Consider the following 14,923-nt stretch of genomic DNA (forward strand, 5'->3'; position numbering starts at 1 on the left):
TTTTTTAGGGTGCATAATTGTTCAATATTTGCAGTATTAATAGTATTATTTATGAAAAAAATTACATTCATCATCGCATTGGTTCTTTGTTTTACGTCTGAATTATGGGCTCAGAAACCATTTTTCAATGACTTGGAATCAAACGTATTTCAAAAAGAGCATTCGCTTTTAATCTTTTACAAGCCTGATTGTCCCTATTGCATACACTTGAGAAATGACTTTAATTCCAATCCGCTGTTTCAAAAAAGCCTACTCGAAAAATATAACGTTAAGCTGATTGATGTCACAACAATTGACGGGCAGCAATTGGCAATAAAGCACAAAGTGCAGTCTATCCCTTTTATGATTAGCTATAGCACAAAAACCTCAGAAGAGAAAAGAATTAAAGGATACAATTCAGTGCAAAAAACAGCTTTGTTTTTAAATTTAAACTACACCACTTCTTTAAACTCTAGAGGGTCAAATGCAATTTGTGGTAACGGAATTTTAGAATCCGGTGAAGCTTGTGATGATGGCAATGTTGCCAACAACGACGGTTGCGAATCTGATTGCACAGTAACACCAGTAATTTCAATCTGTGGTAACGGAATTTTAGAATCGGGTGAAGCTTGTGATGATGGTAATATTGCCAATAACGACGGTTGCGAATCTGATTGTACAGTAACACCAGTAATTTCAATCTGTGGTAATGGAATTTTAGAATCCGGTGAAGCTTGTGATGATGGCAATGTTGCCAACAACGACGGTTGCGAATCTGATTGTACAGTAACACCAGTAATTTCAATCTGTGGTAATGGAATTTTAGAATCGGGTGAAGCTTGTGATGATGGCAATGTTGCCAACAACGACGGTTGCGAATCTGACTGTACAGTAACACCAGCAATTTCAATCTGTGGTAATGGAATTTTAGAATCGGGTGAAGCTTGTGATGATGGCAATGTTGCCAACAACGACGGTTGCCAAAGTGATTGTACGTTAGCTCCATTGTCTTTAGAAAAGCCAAACGACTTCCTGAATAGTATTGTAATGTTTCCAATGCCATTTAGAGATTCTATTGCGATTAAATTTTTAATAGATATACCATCAGATAGTGTTATTACTGTTTGCAACATGACAGGTCAATCTTTAAAAAGACAGACTGTTTCAAATGGAAATGATAAAAATAAGGAAATGGAGATAAGTGGTTTGGAGAGCCTTTCAGCGGGAATATATTTACTAAAAATAGAAAGTAGTACCGGGAATTTCAGCCAAGTAAAAAAAATTATCAAACAATAAAAAAGCAATATGAAAAAATCAATAGTACTATCGTTCTTGTTTTTAGTAATTACTTACAAAGCAAATGCCCAAAAAAACTGGTTCACAACCTACACGGATTCGGTTGCTTTAGTAAAAGACGCAAATCAAGTATCCTCTCAATTTACAAAAGACATCAAAAAAATATATCCCGATATGGCTTTTGAGGTCAAAACGATACTCCATACGACACCTTATTTAATTTACTTTTATAAAGACACCGCAAATTTACCGCTTTGGGAACAGGTAATTGCGCCACAAAAGAGTTTCTTCTCTGAAGTTGCCGGTGGAGAGGCTGAAGGTAAAAAAGCTTTTGGACTGTTTTTTAACGGATTTTATCTGCCGCACGAACTAGGACACGCATTTGAATATTTTACAAAAGGCAACATAGAGGGTTCCTATGAAAGCGAATATTTTGCCAACACTGTCGCTATGCTCTGGTGGAAAAAGCAAAACAGAAATAAAGAGTTAAAGGAATGCTACGACTACGCCAAAAAAATGTGGGCAAAATTGCCAAATCCAGTTCCGGAGGGGATGACCATTGAGGCCTATTTCGCCAAAAATTATGAGCAGGCATCGCAGGATCCTTATGTTTATGGTTACATGCAGTTCAGGCAGTTTATCCTGATATATGAAGATAAGTCATTGCCCGACTTCGATACCTTTATCCAACAAAATTCCAAAAAATAAAGTAGTAAAAAGGTAATAGATTTTTAGTTAGTAGAAGAGATTCGGCGAAAGCCGGGTCTTTTCCTTTTTGGCAAAAACTATAACTTTAGTGTAATCGTAGTTCCTGAATCAATTTTTGAATCTACTGTAATCTCACAATCGATGGCTTTTGCCAGATCGCGAATTAAATGCAAACCCAATCCCGTTTTGATTCCCACGACTTCTTTAACGTCGTACAACGCTTTGAATTCCTCCTCAGAAGCTCCTTTTCCGTTATCCGTAATCGATAAAATTGTAGTGCCATTTTCATGAATGGCTTTCCAAACAATAGACGGGTTTTGAACGTTTACGAGTGCTTTTACAGCATTTCCGGTCAAATTCCTGACAATGGTTTTTAAGTAATTCTCATCGGTTACTAGAGATAAATCTTGTGGATTTTCAAAAACAAACTGTATATTTTCCGTACTGGAAAAATGCTTTTGAACATCGTCAAAAAGTGTAGCAATTAGGAATTGTTGTGGTTGTGGTTTAAAGTTTTCCATCTGGCTTTTGCTCCATTGTAAAATATCTTCCATCGAATTAAGTAAGTTTTCGGCACCTTTCATTGTTTTATCCTGCATCCGTTTGGTGCTTTCTTCATCCAGCATTTCCGGACTCTCTTTTTGCAATTGTAAGAAGAAAATAAGGTTGGCAACTGGACCACGTAAGTCGTGATTCAAAATACTAAAAAAACGGGTTTTGGCTTTGTTGGCTTGGTCGAGTTCAGCATTTAAAAGTTGCAGTTTTTCGTTGTTTTTTTTACGGTTACGACTTTGATAAAAAAGCAAACCTCCAATAATAAAAAGCGATAAAATTCCTCCAATCAAATACCATTTCTGTTTTTCTTTTGTAGCAATCTTTAAATGGTTTAGTTGTATTTCTTTATTCTTAACATCAATAGTTTTAGCAACTTCAAGTTCCGCAATTTTATTTTTATTCTTTTGAGAATAAATAGAGTCTCTAAGAGCATAATATTTCTCAGTATTCTCAGAATAAGCCTCGATTTCGTTTCTTACATAGTATACTATAGATATTGCTGCATAACAATTCATAATCCAAGTTTTGTTATTATTGGTCTTAGCAATAGTTTGGCTTGTTTTAAAATATTTCTCTGCATTATTAATAAGTGATATTGCTTCTGGATCGGTTTTGGAATGGGTTTTTACATATCTTTCGTGCAAGTAAAGGTAGGTATAGCCGATGTTAAACTGATTGGCAAGTGACATGAAGTTATTAGGAGAAATAGAATTCCAAATTTTCTGTGCTTCCATTTCCATTTCAAAGCATTTGTCTAAATTGGAATCGTAAAGAATAGACCAATTCGTTAAAACCCATGCTTTTCCATAGTAATTGTTGTTGTTTTTAAAATAGGTGTGCGATATTTTAAAAAATTTTTCAGAAAGGGTAAACTCTTTTTTTAATCTATAAATTTCGCCTAAAATTCCATTACAAAAAGCCACTTCATCATAATCTTTAATTTTATTGCTGATGGCTCTCGCTTGAAATCCAAACTTGAGTGCCTTCGCAAAATTTTGTTGGTCCAAAAATAAAAAGGATAAGTTTTTATAAATCCAAATTTGAGTTTCTAAATCATTGGTTGCTACTGCTAGTTTTTCGGCTTCGAAATAATTTTTGCTCGCATTTACAAAATCAGATTGCAATTGGTAAATTCTTCCTGTTAAAGAATAATTGAACCCTATACCACTTGGGTTGTTTATGGATTTATTCAGATGTAAAGAAAGGGCATTAATTTTTTGGGATTGTCTGGGATTGTTTTTTTCTATGTTATAAATTACTAAACTAGTTAATGCTTTTGCCTCTAGTTTTTTTAGATGATTTTTTCTAGCAAGAAATATAGCTTTTGCTCCGTAATAGTATGTGCTGTCTAAATTGTAGAATCGGTATGTAAGACTTAGGTCAATATAATTTCCTATTTTTAGAGAAATATCCTTAGATTTTGCCAGTTGTTTTTTTAAATGCTCTATTTTATCAATTTTTATATTTTGAGCATTGACAAAAGTGGTTAAGAGTAAAAAACACAAATAGTATAATTTCATAGCAAAGGATTTAAGTTATTTTTATAACTTCTTCCCACAGAAATACACTTTCCGTTATTAAGTACGATTTCCTGACTTCCAATTTTTTGAATATACTGCTTCTGTACAGCGTAACTTCGATGTATTCTTATGAAGGACTGGAACCTTTCTTCTTGTAATAATTCGCCAAGATTCGACAAAACACAATGTCTCTTATTTTCAGTAACTAATATGGTATAGTTTTTCAAGGCTTCCAGATACAGTATCTCATGCAGTTTCACCTTCATCTGGTCATGGCCTGTTTTTACATAAACAGTATCGCCACCTATCGTAGCTTCAAACAAACTCGCCTTTGTTCGTACTTCCATAAACTCTTCCAATCGGTTCATCATTTGCTCAAATCTTGGAAACTTAAACGGTTTTACAATAAAATCTAAAGTTTGCAATTCAAAAGTTGCTGCAGCACTTTCGGAGTGTGAAGAAATAAAGACACAAGCCGGTATATCTATGGCTCGTCGGCGTAATTCTAATCCGGATGCACCCGGCATTTCAATATCTAAAAAAGCCACTTCAACAAGATTTTTATCAATAAAGGAAAGCGCTTTTTCTGCCGAATCAAATACACCAACAATATTTAGGATGGAAAACCTTTTGGCATACGAAAGCACAACCAGGCGATCCATTTCATCATCGTCCACAATTATACAGTCAAAAGGCTTCATTTATTAGAGGTGATTTGATTCAAATATAAAGATTTTTCGCTAAAGAATGTCGTTGGTGTATTTAAAATGTCGTTCGTCCTTTTTGGGTTTTATGGTTCCTGTCAATGAAGCAACTTTGTCGGCAACTACTTATTAACTACTACGATGAAAAAGATTGTACTCCTTTTAGCTTGGATTGGGATGTTCCAAGTTAGCTTCTCACAAGTCGGCATTAATACCACTTCGCCCAATGCCCAGCTTGACATAAAATCGAGCAATCAGACAACACCATCCAACACAGACGGTATCCTGATTCCAAAAATCGATGCCTTTCCGGTAACCAATCCCACGGCGGCACAACAAGGGATGATGGTTTATCTGACCACAGTGTCTTCTGGAAAGCAACCGGGTTTCTATTATTGGGATAATACGGGAACACCGCAATGGAAAGGGTTTGGAAGCGATTTTGGTTGGGGCTTGACAGGAAATACGGGCACCAATCCTACTACAAACTTTATCGGGACTATTGATAGTGTTGATGTAGTATTTAAAAGAAATGCTACAGTTTCAGGAAAAATAGGAGGTACTAGTACTTCATTCGGATTTGAGTCCTTATCGGATTTGAGTGTTGGTAATAACAATACTGCATTTGGAAGCCAATCGATGTATTACAATACGGTTGGTGTTGAAAATGTTGCAGTAGGCAGAGAATCATTATTCGCAAACAACTCTGGAAATTTAAATACCGCAATTGGTTTCAGGGCATTAAGTAATTCAAATGCGGCTGATAATACAGCCATTGGCGGAAACGCTTTGATAACTAATATGACCGGAACATCTAATGTTGCTGTTGGTGTAGAGTCATTATTCAATAATTTTGATGGTAATAACAACACTGCAATAGGTAGAGAAGCGCTACAGCAAAATTCAGATGGACAAAATAATACAGCTTTAGGATATGCTTCTGGAAGTCAAATTATTTCGGGTTCTAATAATACTTCGCTAGGAGCCAATGCCCAGGTACCCATACCTTCCTCCAGCAATCAGCTTTCTATAGCCAATACCATTTATGGAACGGGGACCAATTCAGGAGTAACTTCCAAAATTGGAATCAACGAACCCGCACCGAGTGCCAAACTTCAAATTAATGCTTCAAGTCAGGCCAATCCGAATAATACCGATGGCCTCATAATTCCTAAAGTAGATACTTTTCCGATTATCAATCCAACTGCGGCACAACAAGGGATGATGCTGTATTTAACCACAGTTTCAGCAGGTAAACAACCTGGATTTTATTATTGGGATAATACGGGAACACCACAATGGAAAAGTTTTGGTGGATCAACATCAAACTGGACTTTAACGGGTTCAAATTTAGCCAATAATAATGCTGGAAATGTTGGAATAGGAACAGGAATAAGCATTCCATCATCATTATTAACCGTAAAAAAAGACGGAATAGGTTTTACACAAGAAGATGCTTCTGGAGTTTCTAAAATTGGATTTTTTACAAATGGAGGTGGTGCTTGGCTTCAAACGCATAGTGATACTGATTTAAGATTTGCAACAAATGATGGAGCAACCCAAATGACTTTGCAGAAAGCAACAGGAAATTTAGGTATAAATGTTATCAACCCAACTGAAAAACTGGAAGTAATGGGTAAGACAAAAACAACGGATTTACAAGTGACAAACGGTGCGGCCACTGGTAGAATTCTCACTTCAGATGCTCTAGGAAATGGAACCTGGACGTTACCGTCAACAATTGCCAGTGGTACGTTGGATCAAGCGTATGATTTTGGCGGAGCTGGCCTAGGACGCACCATTACTGCCGATGCGGGTGCGGTAACTATTAATGGTACGGATGGATTGGTGTCTACTGGAACTTTTGGTTCAGGTGTTTTGGTGCCTTCAGGTGCCGGAACCAGAATGGTTTGGAATCCAAGAAAGGCGGCTTTTAGAATGGGAAGGACTGTGGGAACAGAGTGGGACGATGCCAATGTGGGCACCTATTCAATAGCTCTTGGCAATTATGTCCAAGCAAGCGGTAATTCTTCTATAGCTGTTGGCTCTGGTTCGTTTGCAAGCGGAAACATTTCAACGGCTTTTGGCTCCTATTCATCTGCAAGTGGTTCTTACGCAACCGCTATGGGTAGTTCTGCGGTTGCAAGCGGGGATATTTCAACCGCTATGGGTAGTGATGTCCTTGCAAGCGGGTATATTTCAACCGCTTTTGGAGAAGAGACAATTGCAAGCGGAGAAAATACGACTGCTTTTGGAGAAGAAACAAATGCCGTCGGACCTAATTCAACTAGTTTTGGATGGCGTACATACGCCAACGGATCATATTCAACTGCTTCAGGATATCGTTCCATAGCAAATGGATACGCTTCAACTGCTATGGGATATGAATCATTGGCAAGCGGTGATTATTCAATCTCGTTTGGACATAGTACAACAGCGAGCGGAGGTACTTCAACTGCTTTTGGGCAATCGTCAATTGCGAGTGGATATGGTTCAACAGCCTTTGGACAGTTTACTAACGCAGGTGGATTCAATTCCTCTGCTTTTGGAAGAAATAATTCAGCACCAAGTTTTGGAGAAACGGTATTAGGAATTGGCGCCACAATCTATACGCCAAGTGCCAACGGCGCAACTCAATTTGGAGCCGCTAATGCCTCAGACAGATTGCTTGTGGTAGGAAATGCTATTGATATTGATAATAACGCAAATGTTTCCCCAGCAGAAAGATCCGATGCACTGGTTATTCTTAAAAATGGCAACACAGGTATTGGTAATTCTGCTCCAGCTATAGCAAGACTGCAAGTTCAAGGGGCGGTTGGAAATACGGTAGCAATGTTTAGCGGAAGTGCAAACTCTCAAGGCGTATCTGTAGTTTCTGATTGGCCCGGAGTTTATTTTAACTCCTATTATAATGGTGGCGTTCGTTCAATGTCTGGTACAGGATTCACTTCAATCCTCAACACCAATCAAAGTACTGGTGGATTTATTTTTCAAACCACGAATGTTGCAAATCCTGCTGCAGGTTCAATTCTTGGGACAATTCCAACAAGAATGACTATTCTAGGTAATGGAAATGTCGGTATTGGTGCTATTGTTCCTAATGGGCAATTTGAACTTTCATTAGACCAAGGCAGAAAACCGGGAACCAGCACTTGGACCATTACGTCTGATGAACGGTTGAAAACCATCCATGGCAATTATTCAAAAGGACTTGAAGAGATTTTAAAGCTTCAGCCTATTACTTACAACTATGTAAATTCGGGTAAACGGACTTTTGAAGAAAAGATGCTTCAAAAGGAGTTTTCGGGGTTTTCAGCTCAGTCCGTTCAAAAAATTTTTCCGGAAGCGGTGGATGTGGATGATGATGGATTTTTAAACTTTAATATGCATCCAATCCTGGTAGCGTCAGTAAATGCGTTTAAAGAATTGGATTTAAAAAACAAGGAACTTCAAATCAAGGTCGAACAAATAAAAACACAACAGGAAGAAATAAATTCCCTTAAGGCAATCAATGCCGAAATTTTAAAACGATTGGAAAAATTAGAAAATAAATAAAACTATGAAAAAACTACTACTAACATTGATGCTTTGCAGTCTGCCTAAATTAGTGGCCCAACAAGCAACACTCGCTTCGGGTGGAAACGCTACCGGAACAGGAGGAACAGTAAGTTATTCCATCGGTCAGGTTGCCGATAAAACCCAAAGCGGAACCACGGGAACCATCACTCAGGGCGTTCAACAGCCTTTTGAAATTGTAACATTGAGTGGGTCAGAGTTTGTGAACATCAATCTTGAAGCAGTCGTATTTCCAAACCCAACGGTTTTAAATGTAACCTTAAAAATAACCAATTCCGACTTTGAAAACCTAAATTATCAACTATTCGATCTTCTCGGAAAATTAATCAATGAAGGCAAAGTGACAAACGAAGAAACAATCATCGACATGGAAAGGCATCCCACATCAACCTTTATCTTAAAGGTCAACGCTGGCGCAAAACAGCTAAAAACTTTCAAAATCATTAAAAACTAAATACTATGAAAACAACAATACACAAAATAACAAAGGCAATCTTTCTTGTTTCTTGCTTCTTGTCTCTTGCTTGTGCTTCAGCACAAGCTCCTCAAAAAATGAGCTATCAGGCAGTGGTCAGAAATGCATCCAATACTTTGATAACCAATGCTAATATCCGAATGCGAATCAGCGTGTTACAAGGAACAGCAACGGGAACAGCGGTTTACGTAGAAACACAAACTGCTACAACAAACACCAACGGATTGGTAACTTTGGAAATTGGATCCGGAACAGTAGTCAGCGGAACATTTGCCTCGATTAACTGGGGAACCAATGCCTATTTCATCAAAACCGAAACCGATCCAACAGGAGGGACAAATTACACCATTGTTGGAACGTCACCATTTTTAAGCGTGCCTTACGCTCTGTTTGCCTCTTCTGGAAATACTGGTCCGGCTGGACCGACAGGTGCAACTGGACCAGCAGGACCACAAGGTATCCAAGGAGCTCAAGGACCAATCGGTCTGACTGGCGCAACTGGACCACAAGGAATCCCAGGAGCTAACGGAACCAATGGCGCAACAGGTCCGCAAGGCCCACAAGGTTCTCAAGGATTACCGGGAGCAAATGGTGCTCAAGGCCCGATTGGTGTAACTGGTGCAACGGGTCCTCAAGGAATACAGGGAATTCCGGGCGCAGCCAATATCTCCGGGAGCGCTAATAAAATTATAAAATTCGGAACAGCGACCACAGGGGTCGATTCGCAGATTTCAGATGATGGAACGTATGTCAAAATCAAACCCAACGGATACACCGGATTTGACGAGGATTTAAGCATGGTGCAAATCGCCGGAAATAACAACACCCTTCGATTAATAGGAACCGGTCCCGATTATGGTGAATTTTCCAAGTTAAGTTTCGGAGACGTTGACCGCGTTTACATTACAGAGGATATAGATGACAACCTAAGGATTAATTCCTATGGTAGGCTCGCAATCATGGGAGAAAATGTGGGTCTTGGAACGCTGACACCAGCCGAAAAGCTCGATGTCAACGGTAAAACCAAAACCACCAACCTTCAGGTAACCAATGGTGCTGGAGTGGGAAAGGTATTAACTTCAGACGCGGCAGGAAATGCAATCTGGCAGTCAGCCGGAGGAGGAACAGCATGGTCTTTGACTGGAAATTCGGGAACGACTCCAGGAACAAACTTCGTCGGAACCACAGATGATAAGGATATCCTTTTCAACAGGAACAATACAAAGGCAGGGCGAATTGGCGCTGATAATATTTCGTTCGGAGACCGTGCCTTAAATGCATTGACTTCTGGTTTGTATAATGTTGCCTTTGGGCGTGTTGCCTCCTTTTCAAACACTACAGCGAGTTACAATGTGGCTATTGGTGCCTCTTCCTTATTTGCAAATAGTGGTGGAGATGCCAATACTGTTGTAGGCTACAATGCTCTGAGTGCTGGTACAAGTGTTTCCAAAAATGTTGCTGTTGGAACAGAAGCCTTGAAAAGTGCAACAGTTCCCGGTCAGGTTGCTGTTGGGTATATGGCATTGACATCCAATACTAACGGACAGGGAAATACGGCAGTCGGATTTGAATCGCTCAAAACGAATACCAGCGGTACTTTCAATACTGCCAATGGTGATTCATCTTTAAAACTGAATACCACAGGAAACTCAAATACTGCAATGGGTTGTCAAACATTGCTTTCTAATACCACCGGAAGGCTTAATACGGCAATAGGATTCAATTCTTTGCTTAGCAATACAGACGGAATTGTAAATACTGCTATAGGATCAGAATCACTTTATGCAAATGTCAGTGGTGAATCCAATACGGCAATTGGAAGCGGTACATTGCGTTCTAATGTTAACGGTGATCAAAATGTTGCAGTAGGAATAGCTGCACTGTTCAACAACAGCAGTGGCTATCTGAATACTGCCGTTGGTTCCAACGCAATGACTACTACCACCAATGGTTATGGCAATACAGCTCTTGGATATAATGCAATGGAAGTGAATACTGGGGGAATCAACAATACGGCCATTGGTGGAGACTCACTACCTAAAAATACTACCGGAATAGGCAATACAGCCTTGGGTTTTAATGCCATTGCTAACAATACTACCGGAACTTACAATATTGGTGTAGGGTATTCAAGCCTGCGATTGGCGTCAGCCACCAATTACAGTATCGCTATAGGCTATTCTGCACTCGGAACACAACTCTCAGGCGATAACAATATCGGAATAGGAAGGAACGCTGAAGTGCCTTTGAATAGTGTAGGCAATCAAATCCGTATGGGAAATTCACTTGTGACTTACGCCGGAATTCAGGTAGGCTGGTCCATCACATCCGATAAAAGATGGAAAGACAACATCGTGAAATCGACACTTGGACTGGATTTCATCAATAAATTGAATCCCGTTACCTACACCCGTAAAAACGATGAAAGGAAAAAAACAGAATTCGGCTTCATCGCACAGGAAATAGAGGAGTCTCTAATCAGATCGGGCGCCAAAGATAACGGAATTATTACAGTTGGAGATGACGGCATGTACAGCGTCCGCTACAACGACTTAATCTCTATTTCTGTAAAAGCGATACAGGAACAACAGCAAATCATCGATTCTCAGAACGACAAAATAAAATCACTCGAAGAAAGGTTAAAATCACTCGAAGAAAAATTAAGTAAGTAGTTTAGTTAGCTGAAAGAGGTTCGATGCAAGTCGGGCCTTTTTTTTATTTTAGAAGCAAGACGTATTGTCGTTTTTAGGAAATCTTCTCCCGCTGTCCGCTATACTTCGGTACCGCTCCCATCGGGGCTATACGACGGCTATAGGTATCTTTCGACTTTTACACCTCTTCACTGTATAAACCTCATAAACCATAATAAACCTTATAAACTTTCCTTATCTTTGACTTATGAAGATTGAAGAACAAAAAGAACTCGTTTCCGGATTCAAACATCTCGAACTCCTCGCCAATCAAGTGGTAGAGGGCTTTATTTCGGGGATGCACAAATCCCCTTTTCATGGATTTTCGGCCGAATTTGCCGAGCATAAAGTCTACAACGCCGGCGAAAGCACCAAGCATATCGATTGGAAACTCTTTGCCAAAACCGATAGACTGTACACCAAAAAGTATGAGGAAGAAACCAATCTACGCTGCCATATCATTGTAGACAATTCGTCGTCTATGCATTATCCCAAGCTGAAAAACGACGAGCCTTTTTATCATAGTAAAATTGGGTTCTCTGTCTTGGCTTCAGCTGTTTTGATGAATTTATTGAAGAAACAACGAGACGCTATCGGTCTAAGCGTGTATTCTGACACCTACGAATACTATGCGCCCGAAAAAGGCAGTGACCGACATCATCGCATGATTCTCAACAAACTCGAAGAAGTGCTCGAGAATCCCAAAGTGTCCAAAAATACCGATACGGTTACCTTCTTGCATCAGATAGCCGAAAAAATTCACCGACGCTCCATGATTGTCCTCTTCACCGATATGTTTCAGACGGCCAACAACGAGGCATTGATGAACGCCTTACAGCATCTAAAACACAACAAGCATAAAGTGGTAGTTTTTCACGTTATCGATAAAAAAACCGAAGTCAATTTCAATTTTGACAACGCGCCAAGAAAATTCATCGATATGGAAACCGGTGAAGAAATCAACATTTTTGCCGATTCTATTAAAGATGTTTATGAAGAAAAAGTAAATGACTATTTCAAAACCCTCGCCATGACTTGTGCACAAAACCGAATTAAGTATGTTCCCGTCGCGGTAGAGGAAAGTTTCGAAAAGATTTTGACTACATATTTAGTTGAAAAACAAATGTTTGGATAATTTTTTTTGGAACCGCTATTTTTTTAGTAAAAAACACTTGCAGATTTCAAAAACCATTGTATATTTGCAACCGCAATAACGCAGAGGTTTGGTAGTTCAGTTGGTTAGAATACATGCCTGTCACGCATGGGGTCGCGGGTTCGAGTCCCGTCCAGACCGCGAAATTGGGAAAAGGTTTTCAGAAATGAAAACCTTTTTTGCCCAAAATACAATTCTAAAAAGAGTGTATTTAGGTTTCCCAAAAAGCAAATGAAATGCACTCAATGTTTTAAGTGAGTCATTCAAAAGTAGTTGTGTTGTTTTGCTACGACTTTGTAACTCGTAGCACGGTTTAGTAGTTAGACCAATGAAAAGCTTTCTCGTTTTACAACGAGATGGCTTTTTTGCTTTAGATGACTTTCCATAACTAGATATAGGACTATTTTTCACCCCTCATACCCGAAAATTTTAACAATGTTGTGACAAAATTCTCAAAAACAGAAATGTTGTCACAACAACCATGACAAACTTTTTAATTTGCAAAAATGTGTCACAGAAATGTTAAAGTTTTTCGCCATAAATAAGAAGAACTAGAAAGAGACCCTTTCCGCCTGGTCCTTAATACTGTAATACGCACTTTATAAGTCTGCTTTTTATTTGAAATAAATTCTTATATTTAATTAAAAGATTTAGCGATTCATGTTCGAAACTTCAAACAATCTTATGGATTCGCATATGAATGCAGGCAAGTGACTTTATACGATAACTACAAACAAAACTAAAATGAAAGGATCCATCAAAACCACAAGAACCATTGCATTTTTTATTTTCTTGGCTTTCACAACGCTGAGATTATCAGGGCAAGTGCCGCCGCCAGGTAAGTACGATACCACGAATTATCCCGAAGACAGAGCATTCATCAATTCTATTTCAAACATTTTCGACCCATCCTTATCCTTGAATGACAATTCTATCAGCATAGGTGCAGATGGAACCATAGCGTATGGTCTTCAGGAAGAATTTCAAAAATTTGAAAGAAACGGCATGACTTTTAAATCAGTAGTGTCGGTTCCCGGAACTGAGTTGTTGCGAATTTTTAACGGCACTACAGCCATCAAAACTAAAGTCGCTGATGTTGTATTTGCAACGCCTGATGGAGATTTACATTTTAAAGTTATCCGTGCCGAGACCTATATTAAACAAGAGGGTAAATGGTATTTTGTTTTAGGACAAGGCACCAACTTCCTGACGCAGGAGGAGTTTAATGAGTATAAAAAAGCCCACACCACCAAAAACTAAACAATAATTAAAATTGAATTGGACAGCTCCTATGATTACTGAAAAATTTATTCTCTACTTATTTCCTAAATCCTAAATCCTAATTCCCAAATCCTAAATCATCATTTCCCTTTTTTTTACTACTTTTGGAATTATGAACAAAAGATTACCATTACTGCTTTTCACATTGCTGTTTTTGACGGTAAGTCCGCTGGTTTGGGCACAAGACAAAGAAGACGCTGTTCTCAAAGAGGAACTCTATAAAAAATATAAGAAAGAAGTACAGGGCTATGACAAGAATGATTTTGATGCTTTGTTTTTCGAGTTCTTCAAAAAGCAAAAAGACAAAACGCTGACATTAACCAAAGAAGAGTTTTATACCTATACCATCAAGATTGCCATTTATTCTGAAAAACTCGGCCTCTTGTACAAAGACCAAAAAGAATCCTCACAGCGCACCAAACAAGAATGGTTTGACAAAAGTTATTCCGATTATCTCAACGCCAAAAAGTAAAGCCATTGAAAAAACTTTTGCCATTATTGCTATTAGCTTTGCTGCAATCCTGCCAGTATTTGGAGAAAAAAGTTCCGGATGAACAGGAATTACTCGACAAAGAACTTAAAGAAATCAATTGGAACGAAGTTGACGAATACCCTTCGGTCGCTACTTGCGAAAAACTAACGGATGCAGCCCAACGTAAACAATGCTTTTTCGAGTATCTCACTGCCGAAATCCAGCAGAAACTCGACGTCGACACGCTCTCAATCCTGTTCCCAAAGCTGGATACCATCGAGGTAAAAGTCACCGTGTTTCCCAATGCATCAATGGCATTCGAACCCCAATTTCCAAAAGATTCCGTAGCCTACGACACCATCAAAATCGACAGCATTTTGCACGCGCGTCTCATCGATTTTCCCAAAGTCAACCCAGCCATCAAAAGAGGGATTCCGGTCAAAACACAATTCGTCCTACCGGTGATTATTAAATCGGAATAAATTTTTAGAATTTTTTAGGAGCTGTTTCCAGC

11 protein-coding genes and 1 tRNA gene are annotated in these 14,923 nt (G+C 38.8%); 10 read left to right on the top strand and 2 right to left on the bottom strand.

Annotated features, from left to right (window positions below):
- The first annotated feature begins 51 nt into the window (after positions 1–51).
- Entirely contained in the window at positions 52–1,275 is a 1,224-nt protein-coding gene (locus ACULEU_RS01670; RefSeq protein WP_445453726.1) for a DUF4215 domain-containing protein, read from the top strand.
- A 9-nt stretch (positions 1,276–1,284) separates the two neighbouring features.
- On the top strand, positions 1,285–1,983 hold the full coding sequence (locus ACULEU_RS01675) for a hypothetical protein (RefSeq protein ID WP_445453727.1): 699 nt from the start codon (positions 1,285–1,287) through the stop codon (positions 1,981–1,983).
- A 77-nt stretch (positions 1,984–2,060) separates the two neighbouring features.
- Here ACULEU_RS01675 and ACULEU_RS01680 read toward each other — a convergent pair whose 3' ends face one another.
- Complete coding sequence (locus ACULEU_RS01680) at positions 2,061–4,058, bottom strand: sensor histidine kinase (protein ID WP_445453728.1); 1,998 nt, start codon at positions 4,056–4,058, stop codon at positions 2,061–2,063.
- On the bottom strand, positions 4,055–4,759 hold the full coding sequence (locus tag ACULEU_RS01685) for a LytR/AlgR family response regulator transcription factor (protein ID WP_445453729.1): 705 nt from the start codon (positions 4,757–4,759) through the stop codon (positions 4,055–4,057). The genes ACULEU_RS01680 and ACULEU_RS01685 overlap by 4 nt, the downstream gene beginning before the upstream one ends.
- 144 nt (positions 4,760–4,903) lie before the next feature.
- On the opposite strand from ACULEU_RS01685, the gene ACULEU_RS01690 reads away from it, so the two are divergent.
- The 8 genes from ACULEU_RS01690 (at position 4,904) to ACULEU_RS01725 (ending at position 14,891) form a co-directional block, all read left to right on the top strand.
- Positions 4,904–8,317 carry a tail fiber domain-containing protein gene (locus tag ACULEU_RS01690; RefSeq protein WP_445453730.1) on the top strand — a complete coding sequence of 1,138 codons (3,414 nt, stop codon included), beginning with the start codon at positions 4,904–4,906 and terminating at the stop codon, positions 8,315–8,317.
- Positions 8,318–8,321: 4 nt separating this feature from the next.
- Positions 8,322–8,792 (top strand): T9SS type A sorting domain-containing protein, encoded by a 471-nt coding sequence (locus ACULEU_RS01695; RefSeq protein ID WP_445453731.1) that lies wholly within the window; start codon positions 8,322–8,324, stop codon positions 8,790–8,792.
- Positions 8,793–8,797: 5 nt separating this feature from the next.
- Positions 8,798–11,485, top strand: coding sequence for a tail fiber domain-containing protein (locus ACULEU_RS01700; RefSeq protein WP_445453732.1), 2,688 nt, complete (start codon positions 8,798–8,800; stop codon positions 11,483–11,485).
- 226 nt (positions 11,486–11,711) lie between these two features.
- On the top strand, positions 11,712–12,638 hold the full coding sequence (locus ACULEU_RS01705) for a DUF58 domain-containing protein (protein WP_445453733.1): 927 nt from the start codon (positions 11,712–11,714) through the stop codon (positions 12,636–12,638).
- 85 nt (positions 12,639–12,723) lie between these two features.
- Positions 12,724–12,797, top strand: a tRNA-Asp gene (locus ACULEU_RS01710).
- Positions 12,798–13,400: 603 nt separating this feature from the next.
- Entirely contained in the window at positions 13,401–13,916 is a 516-nt protein-coding gene (locus ACULEU_RS01715) for a hypothetical protein (RefSeq protein WP_445453734.1), read from the top strand.
- 133 nt (positions 13,917–14,049) lie between these two features.
- Positions 14,050–14,409 (top strand): hypothetical protein, encoded by a 360-nt coding sequence (locus tag ACULEU_RS01720; protein ID WP_445453735.1) that lies wholly within the window; start codon positions 14,050–14,052, stop codon positions 14,407–14,409.
- Between the two features lie 5 nt (positions 14,410–14,414).
- Positions 14,415–14,891 carry a hypothetical protein gene (locus tag ACULEU_RS01725; RefSeq protein ID WP_445453736.1) on the top strand — a complete coding sequence of 159 codons (477 nt, stop codon included), beginning with the start codon at positions 14,415–14,417 and terminating at the stop codon, positions 14,889–14,891.
- Positions 14,892–14,923: the final 32 nt, after the last annotated feature.

It is taken from the genome of Flavobacterium sp. 25HG05S-40 (assembly GCF_052654735.1).

Excerpts from the sequence above, each read along its gene's own strand:
- ACULEU_RS01690 (WP_445453730.1), top strand. The coding sequence starts at position 4,904 with ATGAAAAAGATTGTACTCCTTTTAGCTTGGATTGGGATGTTCCAAGTT.
- ACULEU_RS01715 (WP_445453734.1), top strand. The coding sequence starts at position 13,401 with ATGAAAGGATCCATCAAAACCACAAGAACCATTGCATTTTTTATTTTC.
- ACULEU_RS01695 (WP_445453731.1), top strand. The coding sequence starts at position 8,322 with ATGAAAAAACTACTACTAACATTGATGCTTTGCAGTCTGCCTAAATTA.
- ACULEU_RS01700 (WP_445453732.1), top strand. The coding sequence starts at position 8,798 with ATGAAAACAACAATACACAAAATAACAAAGGCAATCTTTCTTGTTTCT.
- ACULEU_RS01705 (WP_445453733.1), top strand. The coding sequence starts at position 11,712 with ATGAAGATTGAAGAACAAAAAGAACTCGTTTCCGGATTCAAACATCTC.
- ACULEU_RS01675 (WP_445453727.1), top strand. The coding sequence starts at position 1,285 with ATGAAAAAATCAATAGTACTATCGTTCTTGTTTTTAGTAATTACTTAC.
- ACULEU_RS01685 (WP_445453729.1), bottom strand. The coding sequence starts at position 4,759 with ATGAAGCCTTTTGACTGTATAATTGTGGACGATGATGAAATGGATCGC.
- ACULEU_RS01670 (WP_445453726.1), top strand. The coding sequence starts at position 52 with ATGAAAAAAATTACATTCATCATCGCATTGGTTCTTTGTTTTACGTCT.
- ACULEU_RS01720 (WP_445453735.1), top strand. The coding sequence starts at position 14,050 with ATGAACAAAAGATTACCATTACTGCTTTTCACATTGCTGTTTTTGACG.
- ACULEU_RS01680 (WP_445453728.1), bottom strand. The coding sequence starts at position 4,058 with ATGAAATTATACTATTTGTGTTTTTTACTCTTAACCACTTTTGTCAAT.